This window comes from Knoellia sp. LjRoot47, from assembly GCF_964253435.1.
In the GTDB taxonomy this organism is placed as follows: Bacteria; Actinomycetota; Actinomycetes; order Actinomycetales; family Dermatophilaceae; genus Knoellia.
Genome location: NZ_CAXUQS020000001.1, coordinates 1,194,192 through 1,212,662, shown reverse-complemented (window position 1 = coordinate 1,212,662; position 18,471 = coordinate 1,194,192). Strand labels below are relative to the sequence as shown.

General features: G+C 70.8%; 19 protein-coding genes. 6 read left to right on the top strand and 13 right to left on the bottom strand.

Annotated elements, in window-relative coordinates; all coding sequences use genetic code 11:
* Position 1 precedes the first annotated feature (1 nt).
* Complete coding sequence (locus ACSQ11_RS05945; protein WP_436003967.1) at positions 2-682, bottom strand: DUF305 domain-containing protein; 681 nt, start codon at positions 680-682, stop codon at positions 2-4.
* Positions 683-857: 175 nt separating this feature from the next.
* Between ACSQ11_RS05945 and ACSQ11_RS05940 the strand changes: the two genes are divergently transcribed.
* Entirely contained in the window at positions 858-2,273 is a 1,416-nt protein-coding gene (locus tag ACSQ11_RS05940; protein WP_436003966.1) for an LVIVD repeat-containing protein, read from the top strand.
* Between the two features lie 92 nt (positions 2,274-2,365).
* Positions 2,366-2,962 carry an amino-acid N-acetyltransferase gene (locus ACSQ11_RS05935; RefSeq protein WP_436003965.1) on the top strand — a complete coding sequence of 199 codons (597 nt, stop codon included), beginning with the start codon at positions 2,366-2,368 and terminating at the stop codon, positions 2,960-2,962.
* Between the two features lie 11 nt (positions 2,963-2,973).
* On the opposite strand, the gene ACSQ11_RS05930 is transcribed toward ACSQ11_RS05935, so the two are convergent.
* From ACSQ11_RS05930 to radA, 4 genes are all read right to left on the bottom strand, one after another.
* The gene (locus ACSQ11_RS05930; RefSeq protein WP_436003964.1) at positions 2,974-4,476 is read right to left on the bottom strand and encodes an MFS transporter; all 1,503 of its coding nucleotides are present in this window, start codon (positions 4,474-4,476) and stop codon (positions 2,974-2,976) included.
* Complete coding sequence (locus tag ACSQ11_RS05925) at positions 4,473-5,390, bottom strand: A/G-specific adenine glycosylase (RefSeq protein ID WP_436003963.1); 918 nt, start codon at positions 5,388-5,390, stop codon at positions 4,473-4,475. The genes ACSQ11_RS05930 and ACSQ11_RS05925 overlap by 4 nt, the downstream gene beginning before the upstream one ends.
* 8 nt (positions 5,391-5,398) lie before the next feature.
* Positions 5,399-6,451: a DNA integrity scanning diadenylate cyclase DisA gene (gene disA / locus ACSQ11_RS05920; protein ID WP_436003962.1), complete on the bottom strand. Its 1,053-nt coding sequence runs from the start codon at positions 6,449-6,451 to the stop codon at positions 5,399-5,401.
* Between the two features lie 159 nt (positions 6,452-6,610).
* Complete coding sequence (gene radA / locus ACSQ11_RS05915; RefSeq protein WP_436003961.1) at positions 6,611-7,996, bottom strand: DNA repair protein RadA; 1,386 nt, start codon at positions 7,994-7,996, stop codon at positions 6,611-6,613.
* Positions 7,997-8,078: 82 nt separating this feature from the next.
* Here radA and ACSQ11_RS05910 point away from each other — a divergent pair, with 82 nt between their 5' ends.
* Entirely contained in the window at positions 8,079-8,672 is a 594-nt protein-coding gene (locus tag ACSQ11_RS05910; protein WP_436003960.1) for a GNAT family N-acetyltransferase, read from the top strand.
* Positions 8,673-8,737: 65 nt separating this feature from the next.
* Here the strand turns inward: ACSQ11_RS05910 and rplI are convergent, their stop codons facing one another.
* The 6 genes from rplI to ACSQ11_RS05880 form a co-directional block, all read right to left on the bottom strand.
* A complete protein-coding gene (gene rplI / locus ACSQ11_RS05905) occupies positions 8,738-9,184 on the bottom strand; it encodes a 50S ribosomal protein L9 (protein ID WP_436003959.1) in 447 nt (148 codons plus the stop codon).
* A 33-nt stretch (positions 9,185-9,217) separates the two neighbouring features.
* Complete coding sequence (gene rpsR / locus ACSQ11_RS05900; RefSeq protein WP_035904052.1) at positions 9,218-9,454, bottom strand: 30S ribosomal protein S18; 237 nt, start codon at positions 9,452-9,454, stop codon at positions 9,218-9,220.
* 84 nt (positions 9,455-9,538) lie between these two features.
* A complete protein-coding gene (locus tag ACSQ11_RS05895; protein WP_436003958.1) occupies positions 9,539-10,135 on the bottom strand; it encodes a single-stranded DNA-binding protein in 597 nt (198 codons plus the stop codon).
* Positions 10,136-10,245: 110 nt separating this feature from the next.
* Positions 10,246-10,533: a 30S ribosomal protein S6 gene (gene rpsF, locus ACSQ11_RS05890; protein WP_147063234.1), complete on the bottom strand. Its 288-nt coding sequence runs from the start codon at positions 10,531-10,533 to the stop codon at positions 10,246-10,248.
* A gap of 139 nt (positions 10,534-10,672) precedes the next feature.
* A complete protein-coding gene (locus ACSQ11_RS05885; RefSeq protein WP_436003957.1) occupies positions 10,673-11,887 on the bottom strand; it encodes a glycosyltransferase 87 family protein in 1,215 nt (404 codons plus the stop codon).
* Between the two features lie 2 nt (positions 11,888-11,889).
* Positions 11,890-14,091 (bottom strand): transglycosylase domain-containing protein, encoded by a 2,202-nt coding sequence (locus ACSQ11_RS05880; protein ID WP_436003956.1) that lies wholly within the window; start codon positions 14,089-14,091, stop codon positions 11,890-11,892.
* A 259-nt stretch (positions 14,092-14,350) separates the two neighbouring features.
* Here ACSQ11_RS05880 and ACSQ11_RS05875 point away from each other — a divergent pair, with 259 nt between their 5' ends.
* Both ACSQ11_RS05875 and ACSQ11_RS05870 read left to right on the top strand, forming a co-directional pair.
* The gene (locus ACSQ11_RS05875) at positions 14,351-14,926 is read left to right on the top strand and encodes a PadR family transcriptional regulator (protein WP_436003955.1); all 576 of its coding nucleotides are present in this window, start codon (positions 14,351-14,353) and stop codon (positions 14,924-14,926) included.
* Between the two features lie 128 nt (positions 14,927-15,054).
* Complete coding sequence (locus ACSQ11_RS05870; protein WP_436003954.1) at positions 15,055-16,146, top strand: inositol-3-phosphate synthase; 1,092 nt, start codon at positions 15,055-15,057, stop codon at positions 16,144-16,146.
* Between the two features lie 115 nt (positions 16,147-16,261).
* On the opposite strand, the gene ACSQ11_RS05865 is transcribed toward ACSQ11_RS05870, so the two are convergent.
* Together ACSQ11_RS05865 and ACSQ11_RS05860 are read right to left on the bottom strand one after the other, a co-directional pair.
* The gene (locus ACSQ11_RS05865; RefSeq protein WP_436003953.1) at positions 16,262-17,197 is read right to left on the bottom strand and encodes a zinc-ribbon domain-containing protein; all 936 of its coding nucleotides are present in this window, start codon (positions 17,195-17,197) and stop codon (positions 16,262-16,264) included.
* Positions 17,198-17,427: 230 nt separating this feature from the next.
* Positions 17,428-18,039, bottom strand: a complete 612-nt coding sequence (locus ACSQ11_RS05860; RefSeq protein WP_436003952.1) for a M23 family metallopeptidase — start codon at positions 18,037-18,039, stop codon at positions 17,428-17,430.
* A 184-nt stretch (positions 18,040-18,223) separates the two neighbouring features.
* On the opposite strand from ACSQ11_RS05860, the gene ACSQ11_RS05855 reads away from it, so the two are divergent.
* Positions 18,224-18,439: a biotin/lipoyl-binding carrier protein gene (locus tag ACSQ11_RS05855; protein WP_436003951.1), complete on the top strand. Its 216-nt coding sequence runs from the start codon at positions 18,224-18,226 to the stop codon at positions 18,437-18,439.
* Positions 18,440-18,471: the final 32 nt, after the last annotated feature.

The window sequence follows — 18,471 nt, the reverse complement described above, 5'->3', positions numbered from 1 at the left end:
GTCAGGAGAGGCGCGCGAGCATGCCCTGCATCTGCGAGATCTGCTTGGCCTGGGTGACGTTGATGTCGGCGGCCATCTCCTCGACGACCTCCTCGCCAGAGTTTTTGCCGTGCTCGCCGACCATGGTCAGGGCGCCCTTGTGGTGGTTGATCATCAGGGTGAGGAAGAGGCGGTCGGCGGCGACGCCGGTCGCCTGCGCGAGCTCGGCCATCTGGGCCGGGGTCGCCATGCCGGGCATGCCCATGTGGTCGTGGTCGCCGAGCCGAGGGTTGGTCGCCTGCGGCGGCACCTCCTGCTTGCGCTCCTGGAGCCACGTCGTCATCGTGAGGATCTCGGGCTTCTGCTCGTCACCGATGCGCGAGGCCAGGGACTTCACCTGCGTGTCCGTCATCCGGGGCAGGGCCGTCTCGACCATGACGAGTGCCTGCGAGTGGTGCACGATCATGTCCTGGTAGAAGGTCACGTCGTCCTTGGACACCGTCCTCGGAGCCACCGTCGCCACACCACCGCTGAGCGTCGCGTTGGGCTCGCCGGGGCGTCCCGGCTGGATGACCGGGTCGCTCGATGTCGCGCCCGGAGTGCGCGGCACCGGCTGCGCCTTCGGCTCCCCCGAGCAGCCGGAGAGGCCGAGCGCGAGGAGGCCGGCGAGGGCGACGGCTGACGTGGAGCGGCGAATCGGCATGTGCCGCACTGTAGTTGGCGATCCTGTCCACCGCGACAGTCCGATCTGGACCGAACTCGCCAGTAGGCAGTTCTTACCCTCCCTTTACCCGGACCGTGGAATTTTTATACAACGATGACCGGACCGGACACACACCTGGGCGGTCCTTCGCGGCTGGCCCGACGGAGGAGGAACCATGAGACTTTCCCGCACAGTGGGGATCGCGGCGGTCGCCGCGCTCGCCGCGAGCGGCTGGGGCGTGGCATCGGCCAGCGCCGCAGACGTCCCACCGGAAGCAGTCGGCAAGTCGGGCGTCGAGCTCGCCCCCGACCAGGTCGGTCGCAGCGCCAACGTCCAGCACCTGTTCAACACCCCTCACGTCACGCCCGTCGACGGGACCGGCAGCGACATCGCCTTCTCGGGCAACAAGGCGTTCGTCGGCAACTACAACGGCTTCGTCATCTACGACGTCACCAACGCCGCCTCCCCCGAGGTCCTGGCGCGCGTGAACTGCCCGGGCTCGCAGAACGACATCACCATCTCGGGTGACCTGCTCTACCTGTCGACCGACTCCTCGCGCAGCGACGACTCATGCTCGTCGACGACGTCGCCGACGACGCTCAAGCAGTCGTGGGAGGGCATCAAGATCTTCGACGTCTCCAACCCGCGCGTGCCGAAGTACCTCAAGTCCGTCGAGACCGCCTGTGGCTCGCACACCAACACCCTCGTGCCCGGCAAGAAGAGCGACTACATCTACGTGTCGTCCTACTCGCCGCGCGCGGACTACCCGGACTGCCAGCCGCCGCACGACTCGATCAGCATCATCGAGGTCCCCAAGAAGGCCCCGACGCAGGCCAAGGTCGTCGCCGAGCCCAACCTCTTCCCCGACGGTGGCAACCCCGGTGGCGTCCAGCCCTCCGGTGACTCCTACTCGGCCACGACCGGCTGCCACGACATCACCGCGTACCCGTCCAAGAACATCGCCGCCGGTGCCTGCATGGGTGACGGCGTCATCATGGACATCTCCAACCCGGTCGCGCCGAAGGTCATCGAGAAGGTCCAGGACACGACGAACTTCGCGTTCTGGCACTCGGCCACCTTCAACAACGACGGCACCAAGGTCGTCTTCACCGACGAGCTCGGTGGCGGCGGTCGCGCGACCTGCAACACGACGGTCGGCCCGAAGCGTGGCGCCAACGCCATCTACGACCTGAGCAAGAGCAACAAGCTCACCTTCAAGTCGTACTACAAGATCTCGCGTCACCAGAACGACAGCGAGAACTGCGTGGCCCACAACGGCTCGCTCATCCCGGTCAAGGGCCGCGACATCATGGTCCAGTCCTGGTACATGGGTGGCACGTCGATCTGGGACTTCACCGACTCGGCGAACCCGCGTGAGATCGGCTACTTCGAGCGCGGCCCGAACGGCGGCGTCGGCGGTGGCGGCGGCGGCACCTGGTCGTCGTACTACTACAACGGTCACATCTTCTCCTCCGACCTCGGCAAGGGCTTCGACGTCCTCAAGATCACCGAGCCCAGCCTGCAGAAGGCAGCGAAGGTCAAGATGGACGAGCTCAACCCGCAGAGCCAGCCGGTCTACAAGACCCGCTGATCTGTCGCGACACCCGTCGCACCTGAAGAACCGGCCGTCCGCGCTTCGTGCGCGGGCGGCCGGTTCGCGTCCCGGCAGCAATACTGGTCCGTATGCCGTCCGCCCCCCTCGAGCCGTCCGCGCCCCCCACTCCTCCCGCACCGCCGCCCGCTCCCACAGCACCCGCGGCCCAGGACAGCGCGGCTCGGGCGGACGGCATACGGATCCGGCCGGCACGCACCAAGGACGTCCGAGCGATGCGGGCCCTCGTCTCACCGCTCGCCGAACAGCGGGTGCTCCTGCAGAAGGAGGCGGTGGCCTACTACGAGTCCCTCGGCGACTTCGTCGTGGCCGAACAGGACGGTGAGGTCGTCGGGTGCGGCGCGGTGCACGTGCTCTGGGAGGACCTCGCCGAGATCCGCACCCTCGCGGTGTCGTCCGCGGTCCTCGGCCACGGGGTCGGCTCGCGGATCCTGCAGAGCCTCGTCGAGCGCGCGGGCGAGCTCGGTGTCGAGCGGCTGTTCTGCCTCACCTTCGAGACCGAGTTCTTCGCGCGGCACGGGTTCACGCCGATCGAGGGGCAGGCCGTGGAGCCCGAGGTCTACCTCGAGCTGCTGCGCTCCTACGACGAGGGCGTCGCCGAGTTCCTCGACCTCGAGCGGGTCAAGCCCAACACGTTGGGCAACACCCGGATGCTGCGCGTGCTCTGACCCGCCGGTGGTCAGGCGAGCGAGCCGGTTCGGCGGCGGACCTGGATCGAGAGCAGCAGCACCGCCACGAGCAGGCCGCTGATGACCCCGAACCCGAGCTGGGGCACGAGGGGCAGTGCGATGCCGATGCCCCCGCCGACCACCCACGCGATCTGGAGCACCGTCTCGGACCAGGCGAACGTCTGGGTCCGCACGTTCTCGGCGACGTCGCGCTGGATGATCGCGTCGGTGCTCAGCTTGATGACCTGAGAGCAAAGCCCGGCGGCCAGCCCGAGGACGAGCAGCGTCCAGAGCGAGTAGGCGATCGCCGTCGCGAGAGCCGCGGCGACGATGAGCAGGAACGCTGCCGCGACGATCCGGTCCGGTGGCAGTCGGCGGAGCGCGTTGCCGACGACCGTGCCGAGCGCGTTGCCGGCCCCGGCCGCCCCGACGACGAGGGCGAGCACGAGCGTCCCGCTGTGGCCCGGGATCGGGTGCTCGCGCATGAGGAAGGCCATGAAGAGGGTGAGGAAGCCGGTGAGCAGCCGGCCACCCATGGCACTCACGAGGGCTGCCCGCACGGTCGCCGGCAGCGCCAGCACCCGCGCCCGCAGCCGATCGCCCATGCGACTCATTGCCCGTTCGGGCCGTCGCGCGGACGGCGGAGCTGCGGGGTCAGGAGCCCGAGCGGGCAAGAGGTCGACCGTGTCCTCGATGTCCTCCTCGCCGGCTGCCGAGTCCACACGGGAGGGCAGGCGGATCGCGAGGACGGTACCGACGACGTAGATGACGAAGGCCAGACGCAGCGACCACTCGGGCCCGATCCGGGCGACCGCACCGGCGAGGCCGCCACCCACGGCCATGCCGGCCACCCCGGAGAGGGCGATGCGCGAGTTGGCGTTGACGAGCGTGAACCCGTCGGGCAGCAGCCTGGGGATGGCGGCCGAGCGGGTCACGCCGTAGGCCTTGGACGACACGAGGCAGCCGAGCGCCGCGGGGAAGAGCCACGGCGAGTCGGTCGCCACGGCGGTCGCGAGGACCCAGCAGAGGAACGCCCGCAGCGCGAGGGTCGTCCCGATGGCCCACCGTCGGCCGTGCCGGAAGCGGTCGAGCAGCGGTCCGATGAACGGCGCGAGCAGCGCGAACGGCGCCATCGTCAGCGCGAGGAACTGCGCCACCTGGGCGCGAGCCTCGTCGGTGGGGATCGCGAAGATCGTGCCGGCGAGGCTCACCGTGAGCGCGGCATCCCCGCAGATGTTGACGAAGTGCAGCTCCACGAGGCGGGCCAGGCCGCTCTCCCCGGCTCCCTGGGACCGGGCGAACGCACGGGCCCGCTGGGCACCGGCACGCCCGCCCCTCCCGGCGATCCGCGCACCGCCGACCGTGCCGCGGCCCATGACCCTCAACGCCCGGGTCGCGCCCGCGCGCACGCCGTAGGGGTCCGGGGGAACCCGTCGGCCCCGGTCGACGGGCTCGAGCGGCTCGGTCGGGTCGACCGGACGCAGCGGTTCGGTCGGCTCGTCGGGGGCGCTCATCCCGCCGCCTCCTCGTGCCCGGGCAGGGCGTAGCGGTCGCCCTCCACCGGCTCGACCAGCCCGTCCTCGACGAGCCCGGCGAGGCACCGGTCGACCTGGACCTCGTCGCGCCCGGGAGCGAGCAGCCCACGTGCGACCGGCTCGGCGCTCTCGCGCAGCGCCTGGACGATGATGCCGCGCACCTGCCGATCGGTGCCGTGCCACTTCTGCCCACGCCGGGGCGGACCGTCGTATGCCGGCCGCCCCCCGAGCACCCACGCGCACCTCGCGCTCACCGGGCAGGCGTCGCACCGGGGCGCACGGGCGGTGCAGACGAGGGCGCCCAGCTCCATGACGGCGACGTTCCAGGTCGCGGCGTCCTCGTCGTCGTCGGGCAGGAGCTCCTGCGCCAGCGAGACCTCGGCCCGGGTCATCGACGGCGACGCCTGTGCGAGTCCGCTCACGAGCCGTGCCTGCACCCGGCGCACGTTGGTGTCGACGACGACCGAGCGGTCGCCGAAGGCGAAGGCCGCGACCGCCGCCGCGGTGTAGTCCCCGATGCCGGGCAGCGCCCGCAGCTCGGTCTGGTCGCGCGGCACCTCTCCATCATGCCGGTGCGCGATCGCGGTCGCCGCCTCGTGCAGCCTCAGGGCGCGTCGCGGGTAGCCGAGCCGGCCCCAGGCCCGCACCACCTCACCCGGTGACTCGCGGGCGAGGTCGGCCGGGGTCGGCCACCGGGCCATCCACTCGCGCCAGATCGGCTCGACCCTGGCGATGGGGGTCTGCTGCGACATCACTTCGGAGAGCAGCACGCCCCAGGGTGAGCACGACGGGTCGCGCCAGGGAAGGTCGCGCGAGCTCACGGCATACCAGCGCAGGATCTCGTCGTGCAGGGACGCGAGCTCGGACCCCGAGGGGCGGGCTGTGGTGGCCATGCCGAGGCTCAGACGTAGCGCTCGAGGATGCTGCTCTCCGCCAGACGGGACAGGCCCTCGCGGACGAGGCGGGCACGACCCTCGCCGACGCCCTCGACGCTCATGAGGTCGTCGACCCCGGCAGCGAGGAGCTTCTGGAGGCTGCCGAAGTGCTCGACGAGGCGGTCGACGATGGCACCGGGAAGTCGCGGCACCTTGCTGAGCATGCGGTAGCCGAGCGGGCTCACCGAGGAGTCGAGGGCGTCGCCGACCACGGTGAAGCCGAGCGACTTCGCGCCCGCGGCCGGGTCGAGCAGCTCGGTGGCGTCGATGTCGGTGAGGTTGGCGATCGCCCGCTCGAGGTCGTGCTCGCCGCGCGACTCGTGGAGGTAGTCGCGGATGACGAGGCCGAGGTCGTCGGACAGCGCCCCGGTGAGCTCCTCGAGCTGGAGGCTGAGGAGGCGGCCGTCGGTGCCGAGCTGGAGGACGTAGTCGCCGATCTCGTCCTTGATCCGGCGCACCATCTCGAGGCGCTGCAGGACGTTGGCGACGTCGCGCACGGTGACGAGGTCCTCGATCTCGAGGGCCGACAGGGTGCCGGTGACCTCGTCGAGGCGCTGCTTGTAGCGCTCGAGGGTCTGCAGGGCCTGGTTGGCGCGGGACAGGATCGCGCTCGAGTCCTCGAGCACGAAGCGGCTGCCGCCGACGTAGAGGGCGACGATCCGCATCGACTGGCTCACCGAGACGACCGGGAAGCCGGTCTGCTTCGCGACCCGCTCGGCGGTGCGGTGCCGGGTGCCGGACTCGCTCGTCTCGATGGTGGCGTCGGGGACGAGCTGGGTGGCGGCCCGCAGGATCTTGGTGACGTCGCGGTCGCAGACGATCGCGCCGTCCATCTTGGCGAGCTCGCGCAGACGCGTCGCGGAGAACTCGATGTCGAGCGGGAAGCCACCGGTCGCGATGGAGTCGACCGTGCGGTCCTGGCCGAGAACGATGAGGGCACCGGTGCGGCCGCGCAGGATGCGTTCGAGTCCGTCGCGCAGCTCGGTTCCGGGGGCGACGGCAGCGAGTGTCGTCCGCATCAGCTCGTCCTCGTGCAGCGGCGTGGCCACGTGCTTCCCTCCAGGTCGTCGCAGGTCAGGTCTCCCTGACCCGATCGCGAGTCTAACGGCGCGGGAGCGCGCTCCGGTTGGTCTGTCCGGTCACAGCCGGGTCACCGTGTCGGCGCCCGGGGCGCGGTCTCAGCCGACCGGTGTCACGGAGAGCTGGACGGCCTCGAGGACGCTGCCGACCTCGATGACGCGCAGTCCGTCGGGGACGGGGCCACCCCCCACCACCCCGGGCGGGACGATCGCCGTGGTGAACCCGAGCCGCGACGCCTCGGCCAGCCTGCGGTGGGCGCCGGTGACAGGTCGCAGCTCACCGGCCAGACCCACCTCGCCGAAGGCGACCGTGCCCGTCGGCAGCGGCTGGTCGTTGATCGCACTGGCCAGCGCAAGGGTGATCGCGAGGTCGGCGGCGGGCTCGGTGATGCGCACGCCACCCACCGTCGAGGCGAAGACGTCCTTGCGACCGATCGGGGCGCGCGCCCGGGTGCCCAGGACCGCGAGGATCATCCCGACCCGCGAGGAGTCGAGGCCGCTCGTCGCCCGCCGCGGGTTGGGGACCTCGCTCTGGTCGACGAGCGCCTGGACCTCGGTGACGAGTGGACGCCGGCCCTCGAGGGTCACGGTGACGCAGGTGCCGGGGACGGCGGCCGTCCGGTTGGACAGGAAGAGCGCGCTGGGGTCGGCGAGCCCGGTGATGCCGACGTCGGAGAGGTCGAAGCAGCCGACCTCGTCGGTGGGGCCGTAGCGGTTCTTGACCGCGCGCACGAGGCGCAGCCGGCTGTGCCGGTCGCCCTCGAACTGGACGACGACGTCGACGAGGTGCTCGAGCACCCGCGGACCGGCGATCGAGCCGTCCTTGGTGACGTGGCCGACGAGGAGGGTCGCGATGCCCCGGGACTTGGCTGTGGCGATGATGCTCGCCGCGACCTCGCGGACCTGGGAGACGTTGCCCGCCGAGCCGTCGACCTCGGCGCTGCTGATCGTCTGGACCGAGTCGATGACGACGAGGTCGGGCTCGACCTGCTCGATCTGGCCGAGCACGGTGGCGAGGTCGGTCTCGGACGCAAGATAGAGGGTGCGGGCCATCGCCTCGATGCGCTCGGCCCGGCTGCGCACCTGAGCCGCAGACTCCTCGCCACTGACGTAGAGGACGCGTCGCTCGTGACCCGGCTCGCCACCGCGGGCCGCTCGCCCGGCGACGTCGAGCAGCAGCGTGGACTTGCCGATGCCCGGCTCCCCCGCGACGAGGACGACGGCGCCGGGGACGAGCCCGCCCCCGAGGACACGGTCGAACTCGGGCACGCCGGTGCCCCGTGCCTGGGCACGGCTCGAGTCGACCTCGCCGATCGGCACGGCCGGACGCTCGACGCTCTTGGCGGGCGTCGTGCGCGCGGTCACGGCACCGACCTCGGTCACCGACCCCCAGGACTGGCACTCACCGCACCGACCGACCCACTTGACGGTGGTCCACCCGCACTCCGTGCACCGGTATGCCGGTCGCGCACCCTTCGCTGCCATGGCCGCCAACCTAGGCGACGGCCCCGACAGCCCGGCCGCGCACCGCCGGGACGGAGCCGCCGCCGGCCCCTAGGCTCACGCCATGCCCGCCTTCACCTGGCTCCCGGCCAACGACGCGCCGACCGAGGACGTCGAGGCGGTGTTCGCGACCGGCGGCGCGCACAAGTGCCGCTGCCAGGCGATGAAGGTCCCGGGCTGGATCTGGCGCGACACCACGCAGGCGCAGCGCGACGCCGCCCTGCTCGAGCAGACCGGCTGCGGCACGAGTGGTCCGACGTCCGGACTCCTCGGCTACGTCGACGGGCAGGTGGCCGGCTGGGTGGCGGTCGAGCCGCGCGAGAACTACCCGCGGCTGTGGAGCCGCAAGCAGCCGTGGATGCGGATGGACCCCGAGCGCGAGGGAGTGTGGTCGGTGACCTGCTTCGTCGTCGCCAAGGGCCACCGACGCACCGGGCTGATGTACGAGCTCGCCCACGCCACCGTCGAGTACGGCGAGCGCGTCGGCGCGCGGGTGCTCGAGGGCTACCCGATCGAGCCACCACCGGGCAAGACGGTCATCTGGGACGAGGCCTCCGTCGGGTTGCTGCAGGTCTTCGTCGAGGCCGGCTACGAGGTCGTCGCCTCGCCCACGCTGCGCCGCCGGGTCGTCCGGCGCGAGCTGACCGGCACTCCCTGACCCCGGACGCGACTGCGCCCCGGCTCGCGTGGCGAGTCGGGGCGCAGTCGGTGTGTGCGGCTGGGTCAGCCGGCCACGACGTTGAGCTCGACCTTGGCCTGCACCTCGGGGTGCAGACGGACGAGGGCCTGGTGGGCACCCGTGGTCTTGATCGGGGTCGGGACCTCGATCTTGCGCTTGTCGATGTCGGTGCCGATGGCGGTCTTGACGGCCGCAGCGATGTCGGCGGTGGAGACGGCGCCGAAGAGACGTCCCTCCTTGCCGGCGTGCGCGGGGACCGTGACGGCCTTGGCCTCGAGGTTGCCCTTGATCGACTGGGCCTCCTCGAGCGACTTCACCGCGCGGACCTCACGGCCCTTGGCGAGCGAGTCGACCTGCTTCTGCGCGCCCTTGGTCCACCCCGTCGCGAGACCGCGACGGAAGAGGAAGTTGCGGGCGTAGCCGTCCTTGACGTCGACGACGTCACCGGCGGTGCCGAGGTTGGAGACCTCGTGCGTGAGAATCACCTTCATGGTTCAGCTCTCCTTTGTCTGCTGGGTCGCGCGTCAGCGGGACGAGCTGGAGTAGGGAAGGAGCGCCATCTCACGGGCGTTCTTGACCGCGTTGGCGATCAGACGCTGCTCCTGGACGGACACGCCGGTCACCCGACGAGCGCGGATCTTGCCGCGGTCGGAGATGAACTTGCGCAGCAGCGCCGTGTCCTTGTAGTCGATGTTCTCGACCTTCGCCGCCTTGAGCGGGTTGGCCTTCTTCTTGGGCTTGCGCACAACTGGCTTGGCCATCGTGGTGCTCTCCTTCTGCTGAGCAGCTCAGCGGATGAGCCCTGGTCTCCCAGGGATGGTGTGGATCTGTGGTGTGTGTGTCTGTCAGAAGGGGGGCTCGTCGTAGGCGGGGGCGTTGCCCCAGCCTCCCTGGCCACCCTGCTGTCCCTGCGAACCCTGCTGCGGTGCCGCCGGAGCGCCGCCGCCCTGCTGGTTCCAGCCGCCCTGCTGGCCACCCTGGCCGCCGCCACCCTGGGGTGCGGAACCGCCGGTCGCCCACGGGTCGGACTGACCCGAGCCGCCCTGGTCGCCGCCGAAGCCGCCACCGCCGCCACCGCGCGAGGTCTTGTTGACCTTGGCAGTCGCGTACTTCATCGAGGGGCCGACCTCGTCGACGTCCATCTCGATGACGGTGCGCTTCTCGCCCTCCTTGGTCTCGTACGAACGAGACTTCAGACGGCCGGTGACGATGACGCGGGTGCCCCGCTGGAGGGACTCCGCGACGTTCTCCGCCGCGTCACGCCAGACCGAGCACCGCATGAACAGCGTCTCGCCGTCCTTCCACTCGTTGCTCTGACGGTCGAACGTGCGCGGCGTGGAGGCCACGGTGAAGTTCGCGACGGCAGCGCCGGACGGAGTGAAGCGGAGCTCGGGGTCACCGGTGAGGTTCCCGACGATCGTGATGACGGTCTCGCCTGCCATGGATCAGATCCCCTTTGGTCTGGTGCAGATGCGACGGATGGGTGTGTGCCGTGGTGCTGGGTCGTGCTGGTTCCAGCGGGTTCGCTGGGAGGAAGTCGTGAGGACGAAGGTCAGGCGCCGGGGCGCAGGAGCTTGGTCCGCATGATCGACTCGTTGAGGCCGAGCTGACGGTCCAGCTCCTTGGCGGTGGCCGGCTCCGAGGTGAAGTTGACGACGGCGTAGATGCCCTCGGCCTTCTTCTTGATCTCGTAGGCCAGGCGACGACGGCCCCAGATGTCGACGTTGTCGACGGTGCCACCGTCCTTGGTGATCACGGTGAGGAACTTGTCGAGCGACGGCTGGACCGTGCGGTCGTCGAGCTCCGGGTCGAGGATGACCATGAGTTCGTACTGACGCATGCGTTAACCCGCCTCCTTCGGTCTGAACGGTCACGGTCTCTCCGTGACAGGAGGGTATGCATCGCTGCCGACACCGCCGTGGAGTTGTCCACAGGGCATTGAGGCAACCACGCAAGGGTACCGGCTGCACGGCATACGGCTAAATTGCGCGACCGGGCGGCCGGGTGGAGGTCTGCCACGCGCGGACCGCGAGCCAGACGACGGCGGCGACCCGGGCGATCAGCGCGAGCGCGTACCAGCCTGCGGGCAGCGACCGGTTCGCGTCGGAGAGTCCGCCGAGGTAGAGCCACACGGCGACGAAGTGCACCCCCTCGGCGAGCGCCCAGACGAGGTGGTCGCGCCAGCGCAGACCCGCCAGGGCTACGAGCGGCACGAGCCAGAGCGACGCCTGGACCGGGAACGCCTTGCCGCTCACGAGCACGACCGCCACGAGGACGAGCGCCGCGGCGCCGACACGGGGAGCCGTCGGGGCCCCGAGGACGAGCACGCCGGCGAGGACGACAGCGGTGAGGATGCCGACCACGGACACGACCGTCAGCACACCCGCCGACCACGGGCTGCCGGCGAGCGTGGGGAGGTACCAGACCGAGCCGAGGCCGGCGAGGCTGTCGTTCCACAGGGACCACGACCGGGTGAGCAGGCCGGGTTCGAGCAGCAGGAGGGGCAGGGCGACGACGCCGATGACACCTGCGGCCCCCGTTGCGACCCGGCCGAGCTCGCGCTCCCTTCCCGTCCGCCACGCGTGGGCGGCGAGGACGAGCAGCAGCAGACCCGGATAGGTGCGGGCGAGAAGCCCGGCACCGAGCATCGCGCCCGCGAGCGCAGGGTGGCGACGCGACCAGGCCCACAGGCCCCCGGTGGCGAGGGCCACACCGAGGAGGTCGGGAGACAGCAGCACGGTGAGGGCGGCGACCGGCGCGAGCACCACGTGCCGCGGGTCGAGGTCGCCTCCATCAGCAGCGTCCCGCACCCACCACGCCATGAGCGCGAGGAACCCGACGGCGAGGACGGCCCACACCGCCACGACCCAGCGCTGGGTCGCGAGGACGTCACCGTCGGGGCCGAGCCCGGCGACGAAGGAGACCAGCCCCGCGGTGAGCGGCGGGTGGTCGAGCGGGACGTCGCCCGACAGCCATGCACCGAGGCCGCGACCGGCGTCCGTCGTCTGCGTCGACACGGCGAGGTCGGAGTAGCAGAACCGCCAGAACGGCTCCTGCCCTCCCCACCCCGCGTCGAGGCACGGCGCCTGCTTCCACAACGACGCGAGCACCGGCAGCGCTGCGAGCAGCGCCACCGGTGCGAACGCGGCGGTGGGTCCACCTGGACCCGCCCGGTGTGGGGCGGGCGGGATCACGCTCAGCCGCTTCCCGGCTGGCCCTGGGTGGGCGTCGGGTCGGGGAAGGGCAGCGTGACCGTCGGTTTGGGGCCCTGCGTCTTGGTCTTGCTCGGCTCCGGGGTGTTGCTCGGCTCCGGGGGCGGAGGCGGTGTCGTCGACGGGGTCGTGGTCGTCGGCGTCGGCTGGGGCGCCTGCGTCGTCGGGTCGGGCTCGCTCGTCCGGGTGGGCTGCTCGGTCTTCTTCGGGGCAGCGTTCTTGTTGATGTATGCCGGCTCCGGGAACTCGAGCTTGTCCATGCCCTCGGTGGCGACCTTCATGTAGTCGGTCCAGATCCGCACGGGGATCGTGCCACCCGTGATCGCGCCCCAGCCGGGCACGTTGTCCATCTGGTTCTCCTTCTTGACGGACCCGTCGCCCTGGTACATGCCGACTGCGGTGGCGAGCTGCGGCGTGAAGCCGTCGAACCACGCGGAGTAGTTGTCACTCGACGTACCGGTCTTGCCCGCGGCCTCGCGGTCGAGGCGCTCACCGGCGTAGTCGCCGCTGCCGCGCTTGATGACCTGCTCCATCGAGTAGACGACGTCGGAGACGAGGTCCTCGGGGAAGGCGCGCGACGTCTTCGGCTTCGCGGCGTAGTCGAAGGTCTCGTCCGTCGACTTCACCGACTTGACGATGTACGGGGTGGCCCGGACGCCCTTGGCTGCCAGGGTGGCGTACGCGTTGGCCATGTCGATGACCTTGACGCTGTCGCTGCCGAGGACGTTGGCGTAGTTGGGGCTGAGCTTGGTCGTGATGCCCGCCTGCTTGGCCGCGGCCGCGGTCTTCGCCGGGGTGGCGAGGATGTTGAGCTGGGCGTAGACGGTGTTGACCGAGTCCGCGGTGGCGGAGGGGACGGTGATCCGTCCGTAGTCCCGGTTGTTGAAGTTGCGGACCCCGCCGCGGCGGTTGAAGTCCGTGGCGCCCGCCGGGTTCTCGAACTCGTCGAAGTACTGGGGGCTGTCACCGTCGAAGGACTGGCGGATGTTCAGGTCGCCGCTCTGGAGTGCGGCGATGAGGGTGAAGATCTTGAACACCGAGCCGGCCTGCATCGTGGCGTCGGTGGCGGTGTTGAACTGGTTCTTCGCGTAGTCCTCGCCGCCGTAGAGCGCCTGGATGGCACCGTCCCCGGGCTTGATCGATGCCAGGCCGACGTGGAGGTTCTTGGCTCCCTCGGGGATGCGACCCGCGACCGCGTCGAGCGCGGCCCGCTGCTTGGCCTTGTCGATCGTCGTGACGATGCGCAGGCCGTCGCTCGAGATGTCCTTCTCGTCGAGCTTGACCTTGCTCACGAGCTCGTCCTTGACGAGCTGGACGAGGTAGCCGTTGGGGCCGGACACCGTCGGCGGGCGGTAGGGCTTGAACGTCTTGGGGAACGTCGCCGCGGCGCGCTGCTGCGGGGTGAGCCAGCCCTCCTTGACCATCGCGTCGAGGATGTACGCAGAGCGGGTCTGGGCGTTCTTGGTCTGCGACGGGCCGAGGCGCGGGTCGTAGAACGACGGGCCACGGATCGCGGAGGCGAGGAAGGCGCCCTCGGCCGGGGTGATCTTGGAGACGTCCTTGCCGAAGTAGGCCTTCGACGCCGTCTGGATGCCGTAGGCGCCGCGGCCGTAGTAGATCGTGTTGAGGTAGTTCTCGAGAATCTCGTCCTTGGACTGCTGCCCGTCGATCTTGACCGAGATGAGGATCTCGCGCGCCTTGCGCGACAGCGTTCGGTCCTGGCTGAGGAAGTAGTTCTTGACGTACTGCTGGGTGATCGTCGAGCCGCCCTGGGTCGCCGCCCCACCCTTGACCGCCACCCAGACGGCGCGGGCGATGCCCGTCGGGGAGATGCCGTTGTTGTCGTAGAAGTTGCGGTCCTCCGCGGCGAGCAGCGCGCGCTGGACGTGCAGCGGCACCTGCTTGAGCGGCACCGACTCGCGGTTGTAGTCCGACACCCGGCCGATCTCCGACTTGCCGTCGGAGAAGTAGATGACCGACGTCTGGGCCGTCGCGACCTCGTTGGGCTCGGGGACGTCCGTCATCGCGTAGGCGATGCCGACGCCGACGACGCCGGCGACGAAGAGACCGATGAGCGTGTAGAGGATCCGGCGGGGCCACGACCGCTTGCGGCCGCCCTGGGGTCGGCGTGCCTTGGCGTCGCTGCGGCGGCGAGCCTCGGCGCGCGAACGGGGTGCGGTGCTCATAACAACTTTCGGGGGAAGACAGCGGTGCGGGCGTCGGCGCGATCCCCCGTGAGGGCAGACCGCGCCGTCTCCAGTATGACTCCCCGAACCTGAGTGCCGCGTTCAGGGAACGGGCCGCTCACGCACGCGCGGGCCTGCGCCCCGTCGTGCACGTCACAGGATCGATGTATCGCGCCGATACATCATCGGGGTACAGTCCCACTGACAAGCTCGAAGTTTGTCACCCATGGGATGGCCGGAACAGTGGAGGAGGTGCGGCATGAGCAAGCGGTCCGAGCTGCTCGACTTCGCCCTCCTCGGGCTCCTCCACGAGGGACCGACCCACGGCTACGAGCTGCGCCGCCGGCTCAACGAGGCGCTCGGCGCGTTCCGGGCCCTGTCCTACGGCACGCTCTACCCGGCGCTGTCCGGCTTGCTCGACCGTGGCCTCATCGCCCAGTCGACCGGCGGCGCGACGGGTGGCACGGGGGTCACCACCGGACGCAACCGCATCGTTTACGAGATCACCGCCGCCGGCAAAGAGGCCTTCGAGGAGGCCGCCCGCCGGATCGACACGGCGGCCTACGAGGACGACGGCTTCGGCGTCCGGCTCGCGTTCTTCGCCCGCACCGAGGCCGACGTCCGCCTGCGGATCCTCGAAGGGCGGCGCTCCCGCGTCGAGGAGCAGCTCCAGACGGTGCGCACCAACGCCGCCCGCGAGCGCCGACGCCTCGACACCTGGACCCAGGCCCTCCAGCGCCACGGCGAGGAGAGCACCGAGCGCGAGGTCCGGTGGCTCACCGAGCTCATCGACGCCGAGCGCCGCCACCCCACCGACCCGGGCCCCCAGCCCTGACCGACCGGGCCCGCACCACGAGCCCCGCACCACCGGCCCCGACCACAGACCACCTGTCCGCACAGCACATCCCGAGCCAGCCGGCATACGCCGGGTTGAACGGCACCACACTGAAGGAGAACACCACCATGGGTTCGATTCGCGTCGCCATCGTCGGCGTCGGCAACTGCGCGAGCTCGCTCGTGCAGGGAGTCGAGTACTACAAGGACGCTGACGCCACCGCGTCGGTGCCCGGCCTCATGCACGTCCAGTTCGGCCTGTACCACGTCAAGGACGTCGAGTTCGTCGCGGCGTTCGACGTCGACGACAAGAAGGTCGGCAAGGACCTCTCCGAGGCCATCAACGCCTCCGAGAACAACACCATCAAGATCGCCGACGTCCCCACCACGGGCGTCGAGGTCCAGCGCGGCCACACGCTCGACGGCATCGGCAAGTACTACGCCATGACGATCGACGAGTCCCCCGCCGAGCCGGTCGACGTCGTCGCCGCGCTCAAGGCGGCCGAGGTCGACGTCCTCGTGTCCTACCTCCCCGTGGGCTCGGAGCAGGCCGACAAGTTCTACGCGCAGTGCGCCATCGACGCGGGCGTCGCCTTCGTCAACGCCCTGCCCGTCTTCATCGCCTCGGACCCCGAGTGGGCCAAGAAGTTCGAGGACGCCGGCGTCCCGATCATCGGCGACGACATCAAGAGCCAGGTCGGCGCGACGATCACCCACCGCGTCATGGCCAAGCTGTTCGAGGACCGCGGCGTCACGCTGGACCGCACCTACCAGCTCAACGTCGGCGGCAACATGGACTTCAAGAACATGCTCGAGCGCGAGCGCCTCGAGTCCAAGAAGGTCTCCAAGACGCAGGCCGTGACGTCCAACCTCACCGGCGCCCTCGCCGGCGTCACCGACAGCAAGAACGTCCACATCGGCCCGTCCGACTACGTCGCGTGGCTCGACGACCGCAAGTGGGCCTACGTCCGCCTCGAGGGCCGCGCCTTCGGTGACGTCCCGCTCAACCTGGAGTACAAGCTCGAGGTCTGGGACTCCCCCAACTCGGCCGGCATCATCATCGACGCCATCCGTGCGGCGAAGATCGCCAAGGACCGCGGCGTCGGTGGCGCCCTGCTGTCCGCGTCGAGCTACCTCATGAAGTCCCCGCCGGAGCAGCGTCCCGACGACCTGGGTCGCGAGAAGCTCGAGGCGTTCATCGCCGGCACCGAGGAGCGCTGAGCCTCACTGCGCTGACGGCTGACGCCGACCGGGCAGGAGCAACGGGCACTTCGCCGGGGGATGGTTCCCCTGCGAAGTGCCCGTTGCCCATCTCGGGCGGGAAGGGGGCGGGGCCTCAGGGGGCGAGCAGGACGATCGCGTTCGTCGTCGAGGTGCAGCGCACCGGCTCGCCGCCGTCGCAGGACAGCGAGTACCACTTCTTCGTCACCGGGCTATAGGCCCGCAGGCTCGTCGCACCCTCGGGGGTCCCCGCCTTGCGGTAGGCCTCGCGGACGGCGGCCGCGAACTCGCAGGACGTGCGCTCACTACCGGCGTATGCCGTCGCGACCGAGTCGTTGCCGCTCGTCGAGCAGCGTCGTGCGCCCGCGGGGACCGACGAGGACGCGGAGGCCGACGGCGATGCTCCCTTGGCGTCACTCCCGGACGCCGACGGGCTCGGGGCCGCGGAGGCGTCGCCCGTCTCCTCGGCTCCGGAGGCGCTCGACGAGCTCGCCGTCGTCGGCTGCGGGTCGTCGGAGCCCACGAGCCGGGTCAGGGCGAAGGTGCCGATGATCGTGAGGACGGCGAAGGTCGCAATCATCGCGAGGACGCTGTTGCGCGAGTGGCCGGGGCGGTCGTCGTGGTCGCCGAGGCCGTCGTGGTTGTCGGGCGCCCGGTGTCCGTACGGGGCGACGGGCTCGTGCGCGACGGGCTCGTGGTGGGCGACGGGCGCGGTGACCGGTGCAGCGGGAGCCTCGTGGCGGCCCGGCGACGGGGCGCGGGCGGGGACCGGGACCATCGGCTGGGTCCCCTCGTGAGCGGCGTCCGCCGGCGGGGCGGCCGTGGGGTCGACGCGGGGGAGCTCGCGGGTCTGGCTCAGGTCCTCGGCCGGTTCGGGCTGGTGCCCTGACCGGTGCTCGGGCTCGGGCTCGGCGATCGGCTGGTCGCGCCGCGGCATCGCCGGCAGGTCGGTGCCGACACCCAGCACCGAGCCGAGCTCGACGCGGGCGCCGCACTGCGAGCAGAAGGCGGCGTCGGCCGGCAGGTCGGCTCCGCAGGATCGGCAGTGCATGGAGAGGTCCTTCGTGCAGGGGGCAGCGCCGCGGACGGCGCGACATCGGGTCCGGACGGCGCGCACCTGGGTTGCGGTCGCGGTGCCGTCGGGGTGGATCGACCTTCCACGGTAACGCGGAAGCGCCCTGCACACGAACTGCCGCCGGCCCCGTGGACGGGGGCGGACGGCATACCGGAAGCCTCGTCCTCCGGTATGCCGTCCGCCCGCCTCGCGCGGGACCGCGTCGGTCAGCAGGCGTTGGTGCTCGTGATGTAGTGCACGTCGCCGGGGTCGAAGGTCACGCCCTGGACCACCGCGTTGCGGACCGCGCCGCCCTCGATCTGCTCGTAGTGCAGGTGCGAGCTCGACTGCCCGCCGGACTGCCCGACCTTGCCGATGACCTTGCCCTGGTTGATGACGTCGCCGCGCGAGACCTCGAGTGACCCGACGAGCAGGTGCGCGTAGCGGGTCTTCCACCCCGAGGAGCCGTGGCGGATGAGCACCATCTTCCCGTAGCCGCCGGAGCCGTCACCGGCGAACTCGACCGTGCCGCCGGCCGAGGCCCGCACGAGCTTGCCCTTGTCGTCGTTGCCGCTGCCCCAGTTCCAGTCCACCGACTTCGGCGGGTTGTGGTTGACGCCGCCGGACGTCACCCAGGCGCTGCCCCGCCACCGGGTGCCGCACTGGAACGGCGCCTTGAACGCGGGGCGCGCCGCCACGAGGGACTCGGACGCGCTCACCCCGGCCGGGGCTGCGTCGCCGGCGGTCGGCGACGCCGCGGCCGCGCCTCCGCCGAGTGCTGCGAGGGTGATGGCCAAGCCGATGGCGATCCGTCCGGTCCGTGCGCTGGTGGTCCTCATGTCGTGCTCCTGTCCGGTGGGCTCCGATGTGGTCGTCGGTGCCGCGACCCGCGCCGCCCGACACGCAGGACCCTGCGGGCCCGCACTGCGAAAGCGCTGCGGAGTCGGTGCGGGTCCTGCGAAACCGCTGCGCGGACCCCCGGTCAGGCGGGGTTACCGGTGCGTAGTGGATACGGTCTGCGGTATGCCGCACCACGTCGTCTCCGACCTCGTCGCCAATGTCCTGTCCATCGCCGTCCAGGCGGGCGACACCGTCGAGGTGGGCGCCGAGATCGCGCTCCTCGAGTCGATGAAGATGGAGATCCCGGTCCTCACCGAGGAGGCCGGCACCGTGAGCGAGGTCAAGGTCGAGGTCGGCGACGTCGTCCAGGAGGGCGACATCCTCGCGATCATCGAGTGACCACGGTGGGGGCGGGGGCCATCCGTCGATGG

Bases quoted from the DNA above. Each gene is read 5' to 3' on its own strand.
- ACSQ11_RS05910 (WP_436003960.1), top strand. From the start codon at position 8,079: ATGCCCGCCTTCACCTGGCTCCCGGCCAACGACGCGCCGACCGAGGAC.
- ACSQ11_RS05880 (WP_436003956.1), bottom strand. From the start codon at position 14,091: ATGAGCACCGCACCCCGTTCGCGCGCCGAGGCTCGCCGCCGCAGCGAC.
- ACSQ11_RS05870 (WP_436003954.1), top strand. From the start codon at position 15,055: ATGGGTTCGATTCGCGTCGCCATCGTCGGCGTCGGCAACTGCGCGAGC.
- radA (WP_436003961.1), bottom strand. From the start codon at position 7,996: ATGGCAGCGAAGGGTGCGCGACCGGCATACCGGTGCACGGAGTGCGGG.
- rpsF (WP_147063234.1), bottom strand. From the start codon at position 10,533: ATGCGTCAGTACGAACTCATGGTCATCCTCGACCCGGAGCTCGACGAC.
- ACSQ11_RS05935 (WP_436003965.1), top strand. From the start codon at position 2,366: ATGCCGTCCGCCCCCCTCGAGCCGTCCGCGCCCCCCACTCCTCCCGCA.
- ACSQ11_RS05940 (WP_436003966.1), top strand. From the start codon at position 858: ATGAGACTTTCCCGCACAGTGGGGATCGCGGCGGTCGCCGCGCTCGCC.
- ACSQ11_RS05860 (WP_436003952.1), bottom strand. From the start codon at position 18,039: ATGAGGACCACCAGCGCACGGACCGGACGGATCGCCATCGGCTTGGCC.
- ACSQ11_RS05875 (WP_436003955.1), top strand. From the start codon at position 14,351: ATGAGCAAGCGGTCCGAGCTGCTCGACTTCGCCCTCCTCGGGCTCCTC.
- ACSQ11_RS05925 (WP_436003963.1), bottom strand. From the start codon at position 5,390: ATGGCCACCACAGCCCGCCCCTCGGGGTCCGAGCTCGCGTCCCTGCAC.
- ACSQ11_RS05895 (WP_436003958.1), bottom strand. From the start codon at position 10,135: ATGGCAGGCGAGACCGTCATCACGATCGTCGGGAACCTCACCGGTGAC.
- ACSQ11_RS05865 (WP_436003953.1), bottom strand. From the start codon at position 17,197: ATGCACTGCCGATCCTGCGGAGCCGACCTGCCGGCCGACGCCGCCTTC.
- ACSQ11_RS05930 (WP_436003964.1), bottom strand. From the start codon at position 4,476: ATGAGCGCCCCCGACGAGCCGACCGAACCGCTGCGTCCGGTCGACCCG.
- disA (WP_436003962.1), bottom strand. From the start codon at position 6,451: ATGCGGACGACACTCGCTGCCGTCGCCCCCGGAACCGAGCTGCGCGAC.
- ACSQ11_RS05945 (WP_436003967.1), bottom strand. From the start codon at position 682: ATGCCGATTCGCCGCTCCACGTCAGCCGTCGCCCTCGCCGGCCTCCTC.
- rplI (WP_436003959.1), bottom strand. From the start codon at position 9,184: ATGAAGGTGATTCTCACGCACGAGGTCTCCAACCTCGGCACCGCCGGT.
- ACSQ11_RS05855 (WP_436003951.1), top strand. From the start codon at position 18,224: ATGCCGCACCACGTCGTCTCCGACCTCGTCGCCAATGTCCTGTCCATC.
- rpsR (WP_035904052.1), bottom strand. From the start codon at position 9,454: ATGGCCAAGCCAGTTGTGCGCAAGCCCAAGAAGAAGGCCAACCCGCTC.